18 protein-coding genes are annotated in these 17,436 nt (G+C 69.7%); 2 read left to right on the top strand and 16 right to left on the bottom strand.

Annotated features, from left to right (window positions below; all coding sequences use genetic code 11):
- Positions 1-89: 89 nt before the first annotated feature.
- The 11 genes from AC069H_RS04725 to AC069H_RS04675 all read right to left on the bottom strand — a co-directional run bounded on the left by AC069H_RS04725 (position 90) and on the right by AC069H_RS04675 (position 10,516).
- Positions 90-1,193, bottom strand: a complete 1,104-nt coding sequence (locus tag AC069H_RS04725; RefSeq protein ID WP_478229492.1) for a lysophospholipid acyltransferase family protein — start codon at positions 1,191-1,193, stop codon at positions 90-92.
- A complete protein-coding gene (locus tag AC069H_RS04720) occupies positions 1,190-2,239 on the bottom strand; it encodes an NAD-dependent epimerase/dehydratase family protein (RefSeq protein ID WP_340684902.1) in 1,050 nt (349 codons plus the stop codon). Before AC069H_RS04720 ends, AC069H_RS04725 begins: the two co-directional genes overlap by 4 nt.
- 284 nt (positions 2,240-2,523) lie before the next feature.
- On the bottom strand, positions 2,524-2,625 hold the full coding sequence (locus tag AC069H_RS04715) for a 30S ribosomal protein bS22 (protein ID WP_007030867.1): 102 nt from the start codon (positions 2,623-2,625) through the stop codon (positions 2,524-2,526).
- A gap of 145 nt (positions 2,626-2,770) precedes the next feature.
- Positions 2,771-2,986, bottom strand: coding sequence for a helix-turn-helix domain-containing protein (locus tag AC069H_RS04710; protein ID WP_016330918.1), 216 nt, complete (start codon positions 2,984-2,986; stop codon positions 2,771-2,773).
- A 193-nt stretch (positions 2,987-3,179) separates the two neighbouring features.
- Positions 3,180-3,995: a pyrroline-5-carboxylate reductase gene (proC, locus tag AC069H_RS04705; RefSeq protein WP_478229491.1), complete on the bottom strand. Its 816-nt coding sequence runs from the start codon at positions 3,993-3,995 to the stop codon at positions 3,180-3,182.
- Positions 3,996-4,096: 101 nt separating this feature from the next.
- Positions 4,097-4,927 (bottom strand): thioesterase family protein, encoded by an 831-nt coding sequence (locus AC069H_RS04700; protein ID WP_478231355.1) that lies wholly within the window; start codon positions 4,925-4,927, stop codon positions 4,097-4,099.
- 141 nt (positions 4,928-5,068) lie between these two features.
- Entirely contained in the window at positions 5,069-5,866 is a 798-nt protein-coding gene (locus AC069H_RS04695; protein ID WP_126733212.1) for a sugar phosphate isomerase/epimerase family protein, read from the bottom strand.
- 22 nt (positions 5,867-5,888) lie between these two features.
- The gene (locus AC069H_RS04690; protein WP_478231354.1) at positions 5,889-7,421 is read right to left on the bottom strand and encodes a hypothetical protein; all 1,533 of its coding nucleotides are present in this window, start codon (positions 7,419-7,421) and stop codon (positions 5,889-5,891) included.
- Positions 7,422-7,526: 105 nt separating this feature from the next.
- On the bottom strand, positions 7,527-8,516 hold the full coding sequence (locus tag AC069H_RS04685) for a Ppx/GppA family phosphatase (protein WP_478229488.1): 990 nt from the start codon (positions 8,514-8,516) through the stop codon (positions 7,527-7,529).
- Between the two features lie 81 nt (positions 8,517-8,597).
- Positions 8,598-9,287 (bottom strand): response regulator transcription factor, encoded by a 690-nt coding sequence (locus AC069H_RS04680; protein ID WP_034310560.1) that lies wholly within the window; start codon positions 9,285-9,287, stop codon positions 8,598-8,600.
- Positions 9,284-10,516, bottom strand: coding sequence for a sensor histidine kinase (locus AC069H_RS04675; protein WP_478229487.1), 1,233 nt, complete (start codon positions 10,514-10,516; stop codon positions 9,284-9,286). Before AC069H_RS04675 ends, AC069H_RS04680 begins: the two co-directional genes overlap by 4 nt.
- A gap of 281 nt (positions 10,517-10,797) precedes the next feature.
- Here AC069H_RS04675 and AC069H_RS04670 point away from each other — a divergent pair, with 281 nt between their 5' ends.
- Both AC069H_RS04670 and AC069H_RS04665 read left to right on the top strand, forming a co-directional pair.
- The gene (locus AC069H_RS04670; RefSeq protein WP_034310555.1) at positions 10,798-11,445 is read left to right on the top strand and encodes a hypothetical protein; all 648 of its coding nucleotides are present in this window, start codon (positions 10,798-10,800) and stop codon (positions 11,443-11,445) included.
- Positions 11,442-12,359, top strand: coding sequence for a hypothetical protein (locus tag AC069H_RS04665; RefSeq protein ID WP_478231353.1), 918 nt, complete (start codon positions 11,442-11,444; stop codon positions 12,357-12,359). The genes AC069H_RS04670 and AC069H_RS04665 overlap by 4 nt, the downstream gene beginning before the upstream one ends.
- A gap of 69 nt (positions 12,360-12,428) precedes the next feature.
- Here the strand turns inward: AC069H_RS04665 and AC069H_RS04660 are convergent, their stop codons facing one another.
- From AC069H_RS04660 to AC069H_RS04640, 5 genes are all read right to left on the bottom strand, one after another.
- A complete protein-coding gene (locus AC069H_RS04660; RefSeq protein ID WP_034310552.1) occupies positions 12,429-13,178 on the bottom strand; it encodes a phosphoglyceromutase in 750 nt (249 codons plus the stop codon).
- A 503-nt stretch (positions 13,179-13,681) separates the two neighbouring features.
- The gene (locus tag AC069H_RS04655; protein ID WP_478229485.1) at positions 13,682-14,596 is read right to left on the bottom strand and encodes a DUF4349 domain-containing protein; all 915 of its coding nucleotides are present in this window, start codon (positions 14,594-14,596) and stop codon (positions 13,682-13,684) included.
- A 68-nt stretch (positions 14,597-14,664) separates the two neighbouring features.
- A complete protein-coding gene (locus AC069H_RS04650; RefSeq protein WP_034310547.1) occupies positions 14,665-15,180 on the bottom strand; it encodes a type III secretion system chaperone family protein in 516 nt (171 codons plus the stop codon).
- Entirely contained in the window at positions 15,177-16,481 is a 1,305-nt protein-coding gene (gene mshA, locus AC069H_RS04645; protein WP_340686842.1) for a D-inositol-3-phosphate glycosyltransferase, read from the bottom strand. The genes AC069H_RS04650 and mshA overlap by 4 nt, the downstream gene beginning before the upstream one ends.
- A 21-nt stretch (positions 16,482-16,502) precedes the next feature.
- On the bottom strand, positions 16,503-17,315 hold the full coding sequence (locus AC069H_RS04640) for an alpha/beta fold hydrolase (protein ID WP_478229484.1): 813 nt from the start codon (positions 17,313-17,315) through the stop codon (positions 16,503-16,505).
- Between the last annotated feature and the right edge of the window lie 121 nt (positions 17,316-17,436).

Here is a 17,436-nt window from a genome sequence, read left to right as displayed (position 1 = left end):
ACTTTGGCCATCAATCGGTCATTCAGGGCACGGCCGGCCTGAAGCCCGTCACTCGCGAGTTCCGGGTCTGATCACGCGAGTGACGCGTTCTAGCCCTTGAAGACGCTCTTCCGCTGCGAAAGGCGTTTGTACAGCGACTGCTGGATCGACTCCCGTACCTGGTCGGTCAGCGTGAAGACCAGCATCGGGTCGTCGACAGCGTCCGCGTCATAGGTGTCCGTGCGGATGGGCTCGCCGAACTCGATGCTCCACTTCGTCGGCAACGGGATCGCGCCGAGCGGGCCGAGCAGCGGGAAGAACGGCGTCACCGGGAAGTACGGCAGGCCGAGCACGCGCGCGAGGAGCTTGATGTCGCCGATCTTCGGATAGATCTCCTCCGCGCCGATGACCGACACGGGGATGATCGGCACGCCGGTCCGCAGCGCGGCCGAAACGAAACCACCGCGGCCGAACCGCTGCAGCTTGTACCGCGACGAGAACGGTTTCCCGATCCCCTTGAACCCCTCCGGCCAGACGCCGACGAGTTCTCCCTTGCGCAGCAAGCGTTCCGCGTCGGCGGCGCAGGCGAGTGTCTGCCCGGACTTGCGGGCGAAGGAGCCGACCAGCGGCACCTGGAACACCAGATCCGCACCGAGGCCGCGCAGATGCCTGCCGCCGGGGACGTGGTCGTGCACGGCGACGGCGGTCATCAGCGCGTCGAGCGGCAACGTGCCGGAGTGGTTCGACACCAGCAGTGCGCCGCCGTCGGCGGGCAGGTTCTCGACGCCGAAGGTGTCGACGCGGAACCACTTCTCGTACAGCGCGCGCAGCGGCGGCAACAGCAGGGTCTCGGTGAGCTCGGCGTCGAAGCCGAACTCGTCGACGGTGTAGTCACCGGTCAACCGGTCACGCAGGAACCCCAGCGCCGTCCTGAGCGAGGCCGGGAGGAGATCCGCGTCGGCCGGACGGGTCCTGGCGGGCGCGACGCGCGCCGCCCCGGGGAATTCGACGACGGGCGCGTCCGCCCGGCGCTCCTGCTCCAGATGTTCTCGCGCTTCTTCCGACTCGCGAAGATCCCGTTCCGCTTCGACCGCCGGGTCCGGCTTCTCTCTGCCGGGGCCGTGCAACGGGATGACCTGCGCTTCAGCGCCGCTCACGTTTTCCGCCTCGCCTTCGTGAGAGTTTTCGGGATCGTTCTCGTGTGGCCTGCTCACCGGTGCGCCGCCTGTCCGGTCGCCGCGGCCACCAGCACCTTGCTCGCGAACCCGGCCAGCTTGCCGCCGTCCACCACGGGACGGAGCCCGCGGCCGGAGATGTAGTCGTCGAACGCTTCCCGCGTCGTCCAGCGCGGGGTGTAGCCGAAATCTTTCTTGAGCTTCGTGTTGTCCACGACGCGGCCGAAGTTCAGCAGCCGCACCTGGTCGGCGGAGAAGTCGACCACGCGGGCTCCGCGCAGCACTTTGCCGACCGACGGCACGACACCGCTGGGCATCGGCAGCTCGACCCGGCCGGCTCGCCGGATCGCCTGTGAGAGGGTGAGTACCCCGTCCGAACCGACGTTGAACACGCCTGGCTTGTCGTTCAGGGTCGCCTGCTCGAACACCGACAGCGCGTCCGAAGCGTGGAGCAGCTGGAGCCGCGCGTCGTAGCCGAAGACGGTCGGGACGAACGGCAACGCGAAGTAGCGCGAGAGCACGGTGTCGATCTCGGGGCTGATGATGTTGGCGAACCGCAACAGCGTCGTCGTGATGTCGGGACGGCGACGGAGTAGCCCGCGGACGTATCCCTCCATCTCGACGGCGTCCTTCGCGTAACCGCTGGTCGAGGTGGGGATGAGTTCGGAATCCTCGGTGAAGACGGCCTGCGAGCGCGCGCCCGCGCCGTAGACGGCGGCCGTCGACTTCACCACGAGCTTGCGCACGAGCGGCGAGCGCTGGCAGGCCGCCAAGAGCCGCATCGTGCCGATGACGTTGACCTCTTTGATCGCCGTCCGGCGAGCCGGGCCGGCCGGATGCGCGGTGCACGACGCGTGCACCACGGTGTCGACCTTGGCCGTGCTGATCACCTTGGCGATCAGCGGGTTGCGGATGTCGGCACGGACGTATTCGGCGTGCCCCATCCGCTGCAGGACCGACTTGCGCGGAGGCGTGGTGTCGACGCCGATCACCCGCTCGAACTCCGGATTGTTGCCGAGTCTGGCGAGCAGCTTCCCGCCAAGGTCTCCCCCGACCCCGGTCACGAGCACGATGTTCGACGGCATAGGACTCCCTGCGGCTTGGGCGGTTCTCGGACTTCGATCACGGGGTCCGGATGACCTTGAGCACTGGTCGATCCACCGAGTGTGCGCGTACCTGCACTCATGGGAAGCATCGCGCGGCTGCCCTTGAGATGTTACCGCTCATTAGGGGTAGTCGAGGCAGCGCTTACATGCTATTAACCAGCCGCTCGCAGAGGGGATGCACGTCTCACTCGGATGGGCGGAAACCGCCCACCAAATGGGAATGGCCCGTCCAGAAACTGGACGGGCCACTCACCGGCTGTGTCTTACTTGCCGGCCTTCCTACGCTGAACACGCGTCCGGCGCAGCAACTTGCGGTGCTTCTTCTTCGACATGCGCTTACGGCGCTTCTTGATCACAGAGCCCATCGTGAGCGCTCCTTCCTTCGTCGTCGGTCACGCTGCCCGGCGCAGCGTCCAACGGGTGGAGCGCACAGGCACGAGCGGTCTTCCAGGGTACTCGCGCCCCGGAAGACGCCCTCGGGCGGGCACGTTGTGCCCCGCGAAACGGGCCTCAGCCCACGTCGAAGTACGCGCCCTGCAGATACTCATGAACGGCCTTTTCGGGCACTCTGAACGACTTCCCGACGCGCACCGCGGGCAACTCGCCCGAGTGAACGAGGCGGTAGACGGTCATCTTGGAGACCCGCATCAGCGTGGCCACCTCGGCGACCGTCAGGAACTGGACCTGGCCCACTGAGGGCAGATCGTCTTTCTTGTTCGGCGGCATGTTTCACCGTGTCCTTCGACACGTGTCGCGCCACGAGGCTTCCCCACCTGTGGTATCGACACGCACGTGCTCTCCTGAGAGTAGCGGGACACGTGTGGCTAAAGCGACGCGAGTCACCGAGATGGGCCCGTACGACTACGCATTTAGTCCTCTAAATGCGGTAGTCAGACTACGAACTACCGCATCCAGAGGACTAAATGCGGGGATCGTGGGCGGCGCCCAGCTCGGTCGAGCGGTCCTTCGCGGCCTCGATGGCGGCCAGCAGCGCCGCGCGGACGCCGTGCTTCTCCAGCTCGCGGATGGCGTTGATGGTCGTCCCGGCGGGCGAGGTGACGGCTTCGCGCAGCAGCACCGGGTGTTCGTCGGATTCGGCGAGCATCTTCGCCGCCCCGACCGCCGACTGGATGATCAGCTGCCCGGCGAGCGCACGGGGCAGGCCGAGCAGGATCCCGGCGTCGATCATGGCCTCGACCAGGTAGAAGAAGTACGCGGGCCCGGAGCCGGACAGCGCCGTGACGGCGTCCTGCTGCGACTCGGGCACCTCGACGACCTGCCCGACGTGCGACAGCAGGTCCTTCACCACCGCGATGTGCTCGGCGGTCGCGTGCGCCCCCGCGGAGACCGCGCTCATCGCCTCTCCGACGAGCATCGGGGTGTTCGGCATGACCCGCACCACCGGGACGCCGTCGGCCAGCCTGCGCTCGTACAGGGCGGTCGGGAGGCCCGCGCACAGCGAGACCACCAGTGACTCCGCGCCGAGCAACGGCGCGAGCTCGTCCAGCACCGGTTCGATGTCCTGCGGTTTGACCGCGACGACCAGCACGTCGGCCCGGCGGGCGGCGTCGGCGACGGTGACCCCGTGCACGCCGTAGCGCTCGGTCAGCTCGGCCGCGCGCGCCGGGTACCGCTCGGTGAACAGCAGGTCGTCCGGGCTGTGCCCGCCGTGCAGCAGGCCCGAGAGCAGGGCCTCCCCGATCTTCCCGGCACCCAGAACCGCGATCACGCTCATGCCTTCTTCCCGTACTGGGTCACGTTCCGTCGCATGAGCGGGCACTGCGTCGATGATTCGCTCGCAAGCTCGCTCATGCTCTTCAGCGTGCCAAACGGCCGTCAGCCACCGGGCGCCGGGGCAAGCGCCAGCTGCCGCGCCTGGCAGACGAGCCTGCCCTGCGAGTCGACCACGAGCGCGTCCGAGTCGAACCAGGCCTCGTGCACCGACTGGCTCTGGACGAGCACCCGCAGCCAGCCCGGCGCTGGCCGCGTGCGCAGCAACGCGGTCAGCTGCACGGCCGGCGCCCAGCCGACCCGGCCGAGGTTGTAGACCACCGGCGGGTTCACGTCGCTCGCGAGCAGGGCGAAGAACGGATCCGCGAGCCCGTGCCTCGGCCGGACCCACAGCCGGATCCTCGGCGGGTCGCCGATCCGGCCGTGCAGGTAGCCGACGCTCGCGGGGTCGAGCCGGACCTCGCAGCCCTTCGCGAGGTTGAACCGGCCTTCGGAGGTCTCACCGGTCATGGGGACCGCGCCGGGCGGCGGCTCCGCGGGCATGGCGGGGACGTCGGTCCACTCCGGACGCCGCATCGGCAGCCGCCCGGTGGTCACCCTGGCCTCGACGCAACTGCGGCCCCGCTGCTCCAGCGTGACCGCGACGACCGAGGCGCGCCTTCCGACCTTCCGGACGTCCATGCGCAGCAACACCGGCCCCACCGCCGGCGGGTGCAGGAACTCCGCGCTGATCGCGAGCGGCTCGGACGGCGGCTCGCCGCGTTCGTGGAGGAAGGTGAGGGCGGCCCTGGCCATCAAGGCCATCAGGAAGCCGCCGTGGGGGTGTCCACCGATCGACCATTCGGTCCGGAGGACCGCCGTGAAAGTGCCGTCACCCAGTGATCTCGTCGCGCACGCCGCGTCGAAGGAGGTGCTCGTTTCGTCAGCCGCGCTCACCGAGCACTGACCCAGGCCACGAGCCGATCCATCGGGGTGCGGGAGATCAACAAGCGCAGCTGCTTCACGGTCGGAACTTTACGTGTACCAGCGCCTCGAGCGCAGGGAGGAATGAATCTCCGCACCCGGAGACGATCTTTGTCACTGGCCGAGGTGAAGCCTCGCGAACAGGAGTGACTCCGCGAGGTCCCGCGACCGCCGCGCCGCGCTCGGCGACCGCCGGGTGTTGATCTCCAGCACGACCTGCCCGGAGAAATCGCTGTTCACGAGCTTTTCGAGCAGTTCGGCGCAGGGCTCGATCCCGCGTCCGGGCACCAGGTGCTCGTCCTTCGGCAGGCCCGTGCCGTCCGCCAGATGGACGTGCGCGAGCCCGGAACCCATCCGTTCGGCGAGCGCGAGGGCGTCCATCCCGGCTGCCGCTGTATGGGACAGGTCGAGCGTGTAGTGGCGAAACCCTACGTCCGTAGGGTCGATCGACGGCCGGAAGGCCGACACGCGCGACGTCCGCGAGCCGCCGGGCGGCCGGACCTTGAACATGTTCTCGACCGCGATCTCGATCCCGCTGGCTTCTTCGAGCTCGTCGACGAGGTCACCGAACGCGTCGCCGTAGCGGCGCTGCCACCGGAACGGCGGATGCACCACGACCGTGCGCGCGCCGAGCTCCTGCGCCGCGTCCACGGACATCCGCAGGCGCACCTCGGGATCCGGCGACCACACGCGCTGGGTGATCAGCAGCGAAGGCGAGTGGATCGACAGCACCGGCACACCCGTACGGCGCGACCAGCGGCGCAGCGCGGAGATGTCCTGGCTGACCGGGTCCGCCCAGACCATCACCTCGACACCGTCGTAACCGAGGTCGGCGGCCAGCTCGAACGCCGTGCCCGCCCGCAACGGCCAGACGGACGCCGTCGAGAGACCTACCGGAATCTGCTGAACCATTCCGGCATCCTTCCCGAGGCCGCTAACGCGCGACCAGCAGGAGTGCGGCCGGTGAGACCGTCACCACCAGTCCGACCAGTACCGCGAGCACCAGGGTCTGGAGATCCTCCGCCTTGCGGATCTTCCGGACGATCCACACCAGCGCGACGATCACCAGCAGCGCGGCGACCAGCGCGGCGGCGGGGATGTTCACCCACAGCCAGTTGAAGCCCAGCCAGACACCGGCGCCGCCGACGACGCCGAGGGCGAGCTGGCCGGCCAGCGCCAGCCACTGCTTCCCCGGCGAGACCTTCTCGGCGGGTGCCGCGGGCTCGTCGTCCTCGACGACATCGTCGACGCTGTCGTCGTAGTCGTCCTCGTAGTCGTCGGCGCGGTAGCCATAGTCGTTGCGGCCGAAGTCCGGGCCGCCGTCCGGGTACGCCGGGTCGGCGAACTCGCGCTCGTACTCGTCGAGGTTGTCCTGCCGGTCGCGGTCGTCGAGCGAATGCGGTGGCACGAAGGGCATCGGCGCCGGATGCCCCATGGTGGGCGGACCGGCGTCGAACGGGTCTGGCTCGGGGTCGGCGTCCGGTTCGACGGGCGCGACCGGGGGCGGCACCGGCGGGATCCCGCCGATTTCGGTGTCCTCGGACTGCACCTTCTGCCTGCGCTTGCGCCATCCGGCGAGGCCGGCGGGCGGCGCCGGAGGCTCGACGGGCGCGGGGACCTCGGGTTCGGCCGCTGCTTCGTCACCGACCGCGGCGAACTGTTCGGTGCTCGGCTCGGCCTTCGGCTGGGGCGGGCGCGCCGCGGGACGGCGGCGCCGCGCCGGCTGGGCGGGCGGCGTCGCGAACGCGCCGCTGGCCATCGGGCCCGGCTGGTCCTGAACGTCTTCGGCCGGGGCGTCGAGGCCGCCGTCGAGCCTCGCCGACAGCCCCGAGGACGGGGGTCCGGCGGGCGGCTCCGGGCGACGGCGGACCGGCGGCATCGCGCCACGGGTCTCCTCCGGACGTGGACGGCCACGCGGGGGCAGGCCCTCGGAGTCCGGCGGGCGCTGCTGGTAACCGGACTGCTCCTGCGGCGGAGCCGGCCGGACGAACTGACCGGACTGCTGCGGGGGACGCTGCTGATAACCGCTCTGCTCCTGCGGCGGAGCCGGCCGCGGGAATTGACCCGACTGCTGCGGCGGACGCTGCTGATAACCGCTCTGTTCCTGCGGCGGGCGCACCGGCGGCGTCTGCCGGGTCGGGGTGGACGCGACGTCCGGCGGCACCGGCAGCGGCGCGGAGTCCTGCTGCGGCTGCGGAAGCGGACGCGCGCCGGAATCTTGCGGGCGCGAGCGGCGTGGCGGACGGTTGGCGGGCGGCGGGGTGTCGCCGGACACCCTGTCGATGATCGCCTGCGGCGCCGTATCGCTCGGGGACGGCGCGCGCCGCCCGCGAGTGGGCTCGGGAGCCTCGTCGTCGTCGGCCGCGCGGCGTCGCCTGCGGCGCCCGCCCTCGGGCTGGGCTCCGTGCTGCGCGAGCAGCTCCGCCACGGTCTTCTGTGGCTGGCCGCTCTCTGTCTCGTCCGTCATACCGTGCAGTCCAATGCGCGCTCAAGCCGTTGCGAACCGGCACGCGACGGGGCATCGGCGGCGTTGCGCGCGCTGTCCACCGTCATCCGCATTTCCGTCACCACTTCACCGTGCCCGTTCTCCGTCGACTAAGTCCAGTCGGGCGCTGCCGCCCACAGTCTCGTCCGCACCGTTCGAATGGTCCAGCCGTCGAAGGATGACACCTTCTCGCAGCGCCCACGGACAGATCTCCAGTTCTTCCAGGGAAAGCGCCCGCATGGTGGCTTGTGCGACGAGCGCGCCCGCCACCAGCTGATGCGACCTGCTCGCGCTGACCCCCTCGAGTTGTGCCAGGTCATGGGCGGTCATCCGGGAGATGAACGCGATGAGCTGGCGCAACGCGGTGTCGGTCAGGGTACGGCGCACATGCGGCCCGCCGGCCGACGGCGCCGCTCCGGTCAGCCGGGCGAGCGACCGGAACGTCTTCGACGTCGCCACGACCCGATCGGGTTCACCCAATTTGGCGACCTTCTTCGCGAGCGGGGCGAGTTGTTCTTCCAGCCACACCGAAGTCGCGATGAGCTCCGACCGGGTGGGCGGGTCGTGCTGGAACCGCGTCCGGGTGGTCCGGCCCGCGCCCAACGGCAGCGATTCGGCCAGATCCGGCTCCTCGTCGCGGCCCATCGCGACCTCCAGAGAGCCGCCGCCGATGTCGAGCACCAGCAGCTTTCCCGCCGACCAGCCGAACCAGCGGCGGACGGCGAGGAAGGTGAGCCGGGATTCGTCGATCCCGGAAAGCACCTGTAGTTCGACGCCGGTCTGCTCCTGGACCTTCGCCAGGACCTTCGGGGCGTTCTTGGCTTCGCGGACCGCGGAGGTGGCGAACGCCATGACCTCTTCGCAGCCGAGCCGCGCCGCGGCCGCTTTCGCCGATTCGACCGCACGCACGAGGCTGTCCGCGCCCGCGCGGCTCAGGTCGCCGTTGCGGGTGATCTGCTCGGCGAGCCGGAGGACGGCCTTTTCGGAATGCATCGGGGTCGGGTGGGCGCCACGGTGGGCGTCGACCACGAGCAGGTGGACGGTGTTGGAACCGACGTCGAGTACCCCTAGGCGCACGAGCGTCTACGGTACCCGCCCCCACATCAGGTCACGAAACCGTAACCGTGATCTGTATCGCAGGGGCGGGTACCGGACCTGTCACGTCTCGAACTTGTAGCCCAGGCCACGCACCGTGACCAGATGCCGGGGCGATCCCGGGTCCGGCTCGATCTTCGAGCGCAGGCGCTTCACGTGGACGTCGAGCGTCTTGGTGTCGCCGACGTAGTCCGCACCCCACACCCGGTCGATCAGCTGCCCGCGGGTGAGCACGCGGCCCACGTTGCGCAGCAGGTACTCGAGCAGGTCGAACTCCTTCAGCGGCAAGGAGACCTCCTGGCCGTCGACGGTCACCACGTGCCGCTCGACGTCCATCCGCACCGGCCCGGCCGCCAGCACCAGAGGCGCCAGATCGCCTTCGGAGCCCGGCTCACCACCGCGGCGCAGCACCGCTCGCACCCGCGCGATGAGCTCACGGGCCGAGTACGGCTTGGTGACGTAGTCGTCGGCGCCGAGTTCCAGGCCGACGACCTTGTCGATCTCGCTGTCGCGCGCGGTCACCATGATCACCGGTACGGCGGAACGCTGCCTGAGCTGCTTGCAGACGTCGGTGCCGCTCATCCCGGGGAGCATGAGATCGAGCAGGACGATGTCGGCGCCGTTGCGGTCGAACTCCTCGAGTGCCTGCTGCCCCGTCACGGCGACGGCGGCGGTGAAGCCCTCTTTGCGGAGCAAGAACGCGAGCGGGTCGGCGAACGACTCTTCGTCCTCGACGATGAGAACCCTCGTCACAGGTTTCCTCCATGGTCGGGGCTTTCTTGCCCTGTTGCCACGAGACGGGGTGTCCGCTCGGGGGTCTTCTCCGGCCGGGACGCCGGCGGAGCCTGTTTCGCGGGCGCGGCCGGTTCGGCGGGGATGTGCGCGGGGATCCGCAGCGTGAAGGTCGACCCGGTGCCGGGACGGCTCCACAGGCCGACCGAACCGCCGTGGTTGGCGGCCACGTGCTTGACGATCGCCAGCCCCAGCCCGGTGCCGCCGGTCGCCCGCGACCGAGCCTTGTCCGCGCGGTAGAACCGCTCGAAGACGCGCTGCTGCTCGTCCTCCGCGATACCGATGCCGCGGTCGGTCACCGCGATCTCGACCTTCCCGTCGACCAGCCGCCTGCTGATCGACACCGGGCTGCCCGGCTGCGAGTACGCGACGGCGTTCTCCAGCAGGTTCGACAGCGCGGTGACCATCAGCGTCCGGTCGCCCTCGATGAGGAGCCCGCTGGCCGCGTCGGTGGTGATGGTGATCTCGGCGGATTCCGCCGAAAGCGTCGTCCTGCCGAGCGCCTCGCGGACGACGGCGTCGACCTCGACGACGTTCAGGTCGGGCAGCCGCTCGGCGCCCTGGAGCCGCGAGAGCGCGATCAGTTCGGTGACGAGCTGGCCGAGCCGCGTCGATTCGCGGAGGATCTTGCCGCCGAAGCGGCGGACCTCCTCGGTGTCTTCCGCGGCGTCGAGGACGGCCTCGGTGAGCAGCGCGATCGCGCCGACCGGCGTCTTCAGCTCGTGGCTGACGTTCGCGACGAAGTCCCGCCGGACGGCTTCCAGGCGGATCGCCTCGGAGTGGTCGACGGCCTCGACCACGGTGAACCCGTCGCCGAGCGGGCGGACCTCGCCGAGGACGGCCTCGGGCTGACGCCCCCTCGCCTCCAGCGGGGAGAGGTCGATCTCCATCGGTTCGTCGGTCTCGACCACCTGCTCGGCGGCCTTGCGGGCCCGCGGATCGGCCTGGTTGACCTTCACCAGCCCGAGCTCGTAGGCACGCGGGTTGTGCAGGACCATGTCGCCGAACTTGTTGAGCACGACGACGCCGTTGTTGCTGGACCGCACGAGGCGTTCGAGCAGTTCGGCCACGGTGGGGCCGGTCGGTCGCCGCTCCTCGCGGCGGGTGCGACCCCTCGCGATCAGGAAGCCGAAAACCACACCGACGATCAGTCCGCCGACGGCCATGGCGAGTGCAACAGGCGTGGTCACAGGGGAATCGTAAGCGCGTGGGTAGGCTTTTGGCCTAGTCCCGGCCGCGTACTCGTGATGCCTATGACACCTGGGGACGCCCTGTTCGCCTGCAGGTCAGGCCTCGTTCACGTGGCCGAGACCTCCCGGGTGAGACGGGTCACCCGAAACGGGGAGATCGGTGACGACTCTTGCCCGGATTCCGACTTTCGTCGTGACTCTCCGGACCGTGTTCCGCCCACTCACCGGCGAATAGCGACGTTCCCGTCACGGCTGCCGGGGAATGTTGGAAGACTGTCGCCGTGGAACTCGTCAGTGACATCTCCCTGATTCGCGGAGAAGAAGAGCTGTTCGACCGGACGGCTCATCTGTTCGTCGCGGCGACCGACATCGCGTGCGCGGCCGACGACCTCTACACCTGGGCGCTTTCCCGGCCGTCGCTCACGCGGCAGGGTGAGCGGCTGGTGCGCGACAAGCGGATCCGCAAGCTGTACCGCCCCGGTGTCCTGCTGAACGAGCAGACCGCGGAGCACCTGCATCACCTGTCCGGCCTCGGCGCGCAGATCCGGATCGGCACCGAGGAGATCAACGAGACGATCCTGCTCGACGAGCGGGTCGCGATCATGGCGGGCGACGAGGGCAAGGCGGTGCGCTCGTACAGCGTCATCTCGCGCCCCGAGCTGGTGCAGGGCATCCTGTCGCTGTTCGAAACCGCATGGCTGGCGTCCACCACCCTGGAGACGTTCGACGCGCGGTTCGCCGACATCCGGATGGAGGCACCGCAGATCCTCGAGTTCCTGACCACCGGCTGCAAGGACGAGAAGGCCGCGAAGAGCCTCGGCATGGGTGTGCGCACCTATCAGCGTCGCGTCTCGGAACTGCTGGTCGCGCTCGGCGTGACGTCGCGGCTCCAGGTCGACGCGCGGGCGCGGGAACTCGGCCTCTTGTGAAGCGCTGGGCGGGGCTCGCGGTACTGCTCGCGCTCGCGGGCTGCACCACCACGGTCTCCGGCACCGCCCGGCCCGAGCCGGAAACCCCGCCCTCGAACCTCGCGCTGATCGACCCGGTGCGGACGGCCGCTGTGCTCACGGCGGTGAAGACGGCCACCGAGGCGGTGTTCTCCTACGACAGCACGGCCGTCCCCGCCTACGAGAAGGCGATCGACGGCAACCTGACGCCGGGCGCGCGCGAGGAGCTGGCGAAACTGTTCGCCGAGGTCCGGAAATCGGCGGAACCGATCAAACTCGTGACGAGGGTGATCGTCTCGGCCGCGGTCGAGGAGACGCCGGACAAGGCGCGGGTGCTGACGGTGCTCGACCAGAGCAGCACCAGAGCGGGCGCCACCAGCAAGGGCATCGCGTCGGTGCTGCTCGCGACCGTGCGCGAAGGCGACCGCTGGCGGATCGGGAAGGTCGAGGTGAACCCGTCCGCGCCCTCGCCCGCGGCGGAGAAACCGGGCGCCGGCGACCGGGTGTTCGCGAGGGTGCGGGATTCCGCCCGCGACGGCGCCCTCCGCGCCGCGGAAACCCTGCTGAACGTGGACCCGGCCGACCCCGAAGGCACGTACGCCCGCTACGAGTCGGTGTCCACCGGACCGTTGCTGACCCAGTTCCGGCAGGACAAGGCGACGCGGCTGAACCAGATCCGGTCCGGGGGCACGAAGGCGTCGCCGTCGCCGAACCCGGCCGCCGCGGTCATGGAGGTCGTGGACGACAAGGCGAGCGTGCTGCTCTTCGCGACGACGGACGTCACGGACGCGGCCGGGCAGGCGACGAAGCGGTACCTGCCGATCGTCCTGCGCCTCCAGCGGCTGCCCGAGGGGTGGAAGGCCGCGGGGGTCGAATCGGTCCAGCCGCTCCCCTGACGCAATTCGTCCTCTGAATGCGGTGGTTCGAGAGCGAACTACCGCATTCAGAGGACGAAATGCGTGGGTCTAGCGGCCCTGGTTCGCCACGGCGGCCGCGGCTTCCTTGGCGGCCTCCGGGTCCAGGTAGGTCCCGCCGGCGGTGACCGGCTTGAGGTCTTCGGTGAGGTCGTAACGCAGCGGGATGCCGGTCGGGATGTTGAGCCCGGCGATCGCGTCGTCGGAGATGCCGTCGAGGTGCTTCACCAGTGCCCGCAGCGAGTTGCCGTGCGCGGCGACCAGCACGGTCTTGCCCGCGCGCAGATCCGGCACGATCGCGGACTCCCAGTACGGCAGCAGCCGCGCGACGACGTCCTTGAGGCATTCGGTCAGCGGGGCGGCGTCACCGAGGTCGGCGTAGCGCGCGTCGCCCACCTGGCTGAACTCGTCGGCCGGGTCGATCGGGGGCGGCGGGGTGTCGTAGGAGCGGCGCCAGAGCATGAACTGCTCCTCGCCGAACTCGTCGAGGGTCTGCTTCTTGTTCTTGCCCTGCAGCGCGCCGTAGTGCCGCTCGTTGAGGCGCCAGTCGCGTTTCACCGGGATCCAGTGCCGGTCGGCGGCGTCGAGCGCCAGGTTGGCGGTCGAGATCGCCCGGCGCATCAGCGACGTGTGCACGACGTCCGGCAGCAGACCGGACTCCGCGAGGAGCTGCCCGCCCTTGCGCGCCTCCTGCTCGCCCTGCTCGGACAGCGGCACGTCCACCCAGCCGGTGAACAGGTTTTCGGCGTTCCACGTGCTCTGCCCGTGACGCAGCAGCACCAGAGTCCCAAGCTCAGCCATGGGGTTCAGCCTGCCAGAGCGAGCGGAAGCGCCGGTCAGAGGGCCGCGCTTCGCCTTGTTTCTACGGAGAGTGCGTTACCGGCGAGTAACACCTTCACCCGTCCAGAAGACGGGTTGCCAACAAGTCCCGATCTCCGGAAATCGGACTGCACTCCGTTATCCCCATTTTCCAAGTTCACTCGAACGGAGTAACCGGTAGTCTTGTGATTACAGGTGGAGATCTGACAGGTTGGCTACGTCCCGCGCGGCCGGATTCCACGCACTCCCCGGTTCGACGCGGGTGACGACCGCGACTCGTCTCCCCCCTGCCGAGTCGCGGCGCCCGCCGGCCCCGTTGGCATCCCCCTCGTCACCGGGTCCACCTTGGCGGGAACTTCAGCGGGGCGGCTCGAGATCGCGACTCCCCCCTCCCTCGAGCCGTCCCGCCTGTTCTCTTCGGGGCCCAGTCCCGCACACGCGTGCTTGAAGACCGAACACGCGTGCTTGGGGCCGGAACTCACGCTTCAGTCCAGCGGAGGCGCGGACGGCAGATCCGAGGCGGTCGCCATCGCGGGCTCCGCCGGACGGCGCCGCTTGCGCAGCCACCACACCAGCGCGGCCGCGGGGACACCGAAGACCAGCAGGAACGGCGCCATCGCGCCGAGCACGGTCAGCAGGCCGCCGCCGAAGGTCAGGAACGCGTCCCAGCCGTCGGCCAGCCCGCCGAGGAACCCGCTGCGGGATTCCTCCGCCGCCGCGACGGTCTCGGCCTTCACCTGCAGGGAGATCGTCGACATGGCGACACTTCCGGCCAGGCTCTCGCGCCGCTTCTGGAGCGACTCGAGCTCGGCCTCGCGGCTGGTGAGCTCACTCTCGACCGACGCGATCTCCGAGACCGACGTCGCCCTCGCGAGCAGCGCACGGATGCGCTCGACGCTCGCGCGCTGGGTGGCCAGCCGTGAATCGACGTCGACCATCTGCTCGGTCACGTCCGTCGCGGTGACCTCGCGTTTGACCTGCTTCCCGAGCTTCCCCAGCTGATCCAGCACGCCGTCGAGACGCTCGGCCGGCACGATGACGTTGACCGACGCCCGCTTCTCCTGGGTGCTCTCCTGCCCCGTGTAGCCGGCGGCGCCCTGGGTGATGACGCGCACCTGCGAGATCACGTCGGCGACGTTCGGCGCGGTGAGCTCCAGGCTCGCCGTGCGCACCAGCTTGCGGTCGGCGATCCCCGGCTGCCCCGCCGGCGCCGGGGCCTTGCCCGAACCCGCCTTGCTGTCGGTGGCCTCCTTGTTCGGCGTCCCCTGGTTCGGCGCCGCCTGCTTGGTGTCGGCCGACATCGGCATCGCGGCGGATTCACCGCCGGAATCGTTCGCCGAGCAGCCCGCCAGTGCCAGCACGATGCCGGCGGCGGCGACCCATCTCACTCGCTTGCGCATCAAGACCGTCTCCCTCCAGTGTCGCGGAAAGAGACGGAGCCGGATCCGGTGCCGTTGCACCGTTCGGGTCACGAGTCGGTCAAGGCTCCGGGTTCGTGTCCGTTCGAAGGCTCGACGAGATGTTTGAACGCCTGCAGGTTCGCCAGCGATTCGCCGCGGGAAACGCGCCAATCCCACTCGCGTTTGATCGATTCCGCGAATCCGAGTTCCAGCAACGTGTTGAAATCGCCGTCGGCGGCTTCCAGCACCTGCCCGAGGATCTTGTCCAACTCGGACTCGGTGACCGTGTCCAGGCCGAACCGGCCGACCAGGTAGATGTCGCCCATCGCGTCCACGGTGTAGTGCACGCCGTACAGCTTCGCGTTGCGGCGCAACAGAAACCGGTAAACGTCCTCATGGGACTCATCGGGACGGCGGCAGACGAAGGCTTCGACGGCGAAGGCGTGGTCCCCGGCGACCAGCCAGCAGTTGGTCTGCAACTTCTTGGTACCGGGCAAGGTGACGAAGTACTTTCCCTCGCCACGCCTTTCGTATTCCAGGCCCGCATTGTCCAAAGAGGACCGCAAGGTCTCGTCGAGCGTCAAACCGCCACCTCCGCGCGCTGTTCGAGGGCACGCCGGAACGCGCCGGTCGCCTGAGCGTACGTGTCCAGCAGCCGGTCCGTCGTACGGCGCCAGGAGAAGCGCCGCGCGTGGACGACGGCGTTGGCCGAAAGTTCGGCACGCCAGCCGGGCCGCAGCGCGACATTCGCGAGCGCACCGGCCCAGTCCTTCGCGTCGTGCGAAGGCACGAGCAGCCCGGAGACCCCGTGCGGGACCGCGACCGGCAGCCCGCCGACCTCGGCCGCGATCACCGGCGTCCCGCAGGCCTGCGCCTCGAGCGCGACCAGCCCGAACGACTCGTTGTAGCTCGGCACCGCGACGATGTCGGCCGCGCGGTAGACGTTGACCAGCGACTGGCCGGGCTGCGGCGGCATGAACCGGGTCTGCTCCTCGATCCCGAGGGAGACGGCCAGTTCGCGCAGGGCCTGCGGCTGCTCCAGCCCGGTCCCGGACGGCCCACCGACGATCAGCACCACCAGCCGCGACGCCAGCTCCGGCCGCTCGCGCAGCATTTCGGCCGCGGCGAGCAGGAGGACGTCCGGCGCCTTCAACGGCTGGATGCGGCCGGCGAAGGCCAGCACGATCGCGTCCTCCGGCAGGCCCAGGGCCCTGCGCGCGGCGGGCCGGGAACCGGGGGTGAATCGGTCGAGGTCGACGCCCGGCGGGATGGCGTGCACGGCGTGCGGGTCGGCGTCGTACAGCTCGATCAGCTCGCGGGCCTCGACGCGGGTGTTCGCGACCAGGCAGTCCGCCTCCTCGACGACCTGCTCCTCGCCGATCACGCGGGTGCGCGGCTCCGGGGTGTCGCCTTCGGCGAGCGCGGCGTTCTTGACCTTGGCCAGGGTGTGCGCGGTGTGCACCAGCGGCACGCCCCAGCGGTCGCGGGCGAGCCAGCCCGCCTGACCGGAAAGCCAGTAGTGCGAATGGATGAGGTCGTAGTAGCCCGGCTCGTGGAACGCCTCGGCCCGCAGCACCCCGGCGGTGAACGCGCACAGCTGCGCGGGCAGCTCGTCGCGTCCCAGCGGCTCGAACGGCCCGGCCGGGATGTGCCGGACCACCACGCCGGGCGCCAGCTCGGCGATCGGGGGCTGATCCGAGGACGTCGCCCGCGTGAACACCTCGACCTCGACGCCGCGGCGGGCCATCTCGGTGGCCGTCTGGCTCACGTAGACGTTCATGCCGCCGGCGTCGCCGGTACCCGGCTGCTCCAGCGGAGAGGTGTGCAACGACAGCACCGCGACGCGCCTGGGCGCGGCGTCGAACCCGTGCAGAGGGATCGTCACCTGGTCAACACTCCCGAAGTCCTACTGATCGGCGAACCGGCGCAGTAGATCACCGAACTCGTCCGCCGCTTCGGCGAACGGCAGATGCCCCACCTCAGGTAGCCAACGCACGACAGCCCCCTGAATCTTCCCCGCCGCGTATTCCGCCGACGTCGGATCGATCACAGCGTCCGCGAGACCATGGACGATAAGTGCCGGTTTGTCCAGATCGCGAAGGACGTCCTCGCTCCCGATGTCGCGCCGGAACAGCGCGGAACGCACCGCGGGTGGAGTGGAAAGGCACGCGCCGAGCAAGGACTGGGTGAGCGTGCCGGACACCGGGGCGGCGGTCATCCGCTCGCTGAACTGCACCAACGCGGGAATCGCGACCGCCGGATCGTCCGCCAGCACCGCCGGGATGGCCTCGCGCATGGCGGGCCCGACCTTGCCGCCGGGCCGGTTCTTGCCGATCTCTGTGATGGCGCCCACAAAGACGACGCCGCCGAGCCTCGACGAGCCGTGCACGCGGAGGTAGTCGGTGATCACGAGCCCGCCGTAGGACCAGCCGACGACGATCGCGTCTTCACCGGCGAAGTCGAGGACCGAGGCGAGATCTTCGGCCCAGACCCGCGGATCGTCGTAGCCGGCGGAGGGCACCTCGGAATCGCCGTGCCCGCGCAGATCCATCGCGACCAGGCGAAACCGCTCGCTGAGCGTGGGATCCGCCAGCTGCGGCGCCCAGGCCTTGGCGGACTGGGCCCAGCCGTGCACGAACACGATCGGACGGGTGTTCTCGGCGCCCTCGACCCACAAACCGATGCGGGTCCCGCCGTAGCCGACTACCTCGGTCTTCATGCGTCGCACTTTATGAGGTCGGCCGGGGTGGTCGTGGGGGGGGGTTTTGGTTTGGAACCCCAAAACCCCCCCCCACCAAACTTGCCCGACGGTCCACCCAACCCTTCGTCCCCCCTTGTCC

It is taken from the genome of Amycolatopsis sp. NPDC043887, from assembly GCF_056435665.1.
This window is presented reverse-complemented; position numbering and strand designations above follow the sequence as displayed.

What these genes read in the sequence shown, in the direction of transcription:
- AC069H_RS04710 (WP_016330918.1), bottom strand. Translation starts at nt 2,986, where the DNA reads ATGCCGCCGAACAAGAAAGACGATCTGCCCTCAGTGGGCCAGGTCCAG.
- proC (WP_478229491.1), bottom strand. Translation starts at nt 3,995, where the DNA reads ATGAGCGTGATCGCGGTTCTGGGTGCCGGGAAGATCGGGGAGGCCCTG.
- AC069H_RS04720 (WP_340684902.1), bottom strand. Translation starts at nt 2,239, where the DNA reads ATGCCGTCGAACATCGTGCTCGTGACCGGGGTCGGGGGAGACCTTGGC.
- AC069H_RS04695 (WP_126733212.1), bottom strand. Translation starts at nt 5,866, where the DNA reads ATGGTTCAGCAGATTCCGGTAGGTCTCTCGACGGCGTCCGTCTGGCCG.
- AC069H_RS04640 (WP_478229484.1), bottom strand. Translation starts at nt 17,315, where the DNA reads ATGAAGACCGAGGTAGTCGGCTACGGCGGGACCCGCATCGGTTTGTGG.
- AC069H_RS04660 (WP_034310552.1), bottom strand. Translation starts at nt 13,178, where the DNA reads ATGGCTGAGCTTGGGACTCTGGTGCTGCTGCGTCACGGGCAGAGCACG.
- AC069H_RS04655 (WP_478229485.1), bottom strand. Translation starts at nt 14,596, where the DNA reads ATGCGCAAGCGAGTGAGATGGGTCGCCGCCGCCGGCATCGTGCTGGCA.
- AC069H_RS04715 (WP_007030867.1), bottom strand. Translation starts at nt 2,625, where the DNA reads ATGGGCTCTGTGATCAAGAAGCGCCGTAAGCGCATGTCGAAGAAGAAG.
- AC069H_RS04690 (WP_478231354.1), bottom strand. Translation starts at nt 7,421, where the DNA reads ATGACGGACGAGACAGAGAGCGGCCAGCCACAGAAGACCGTGGCGGAG.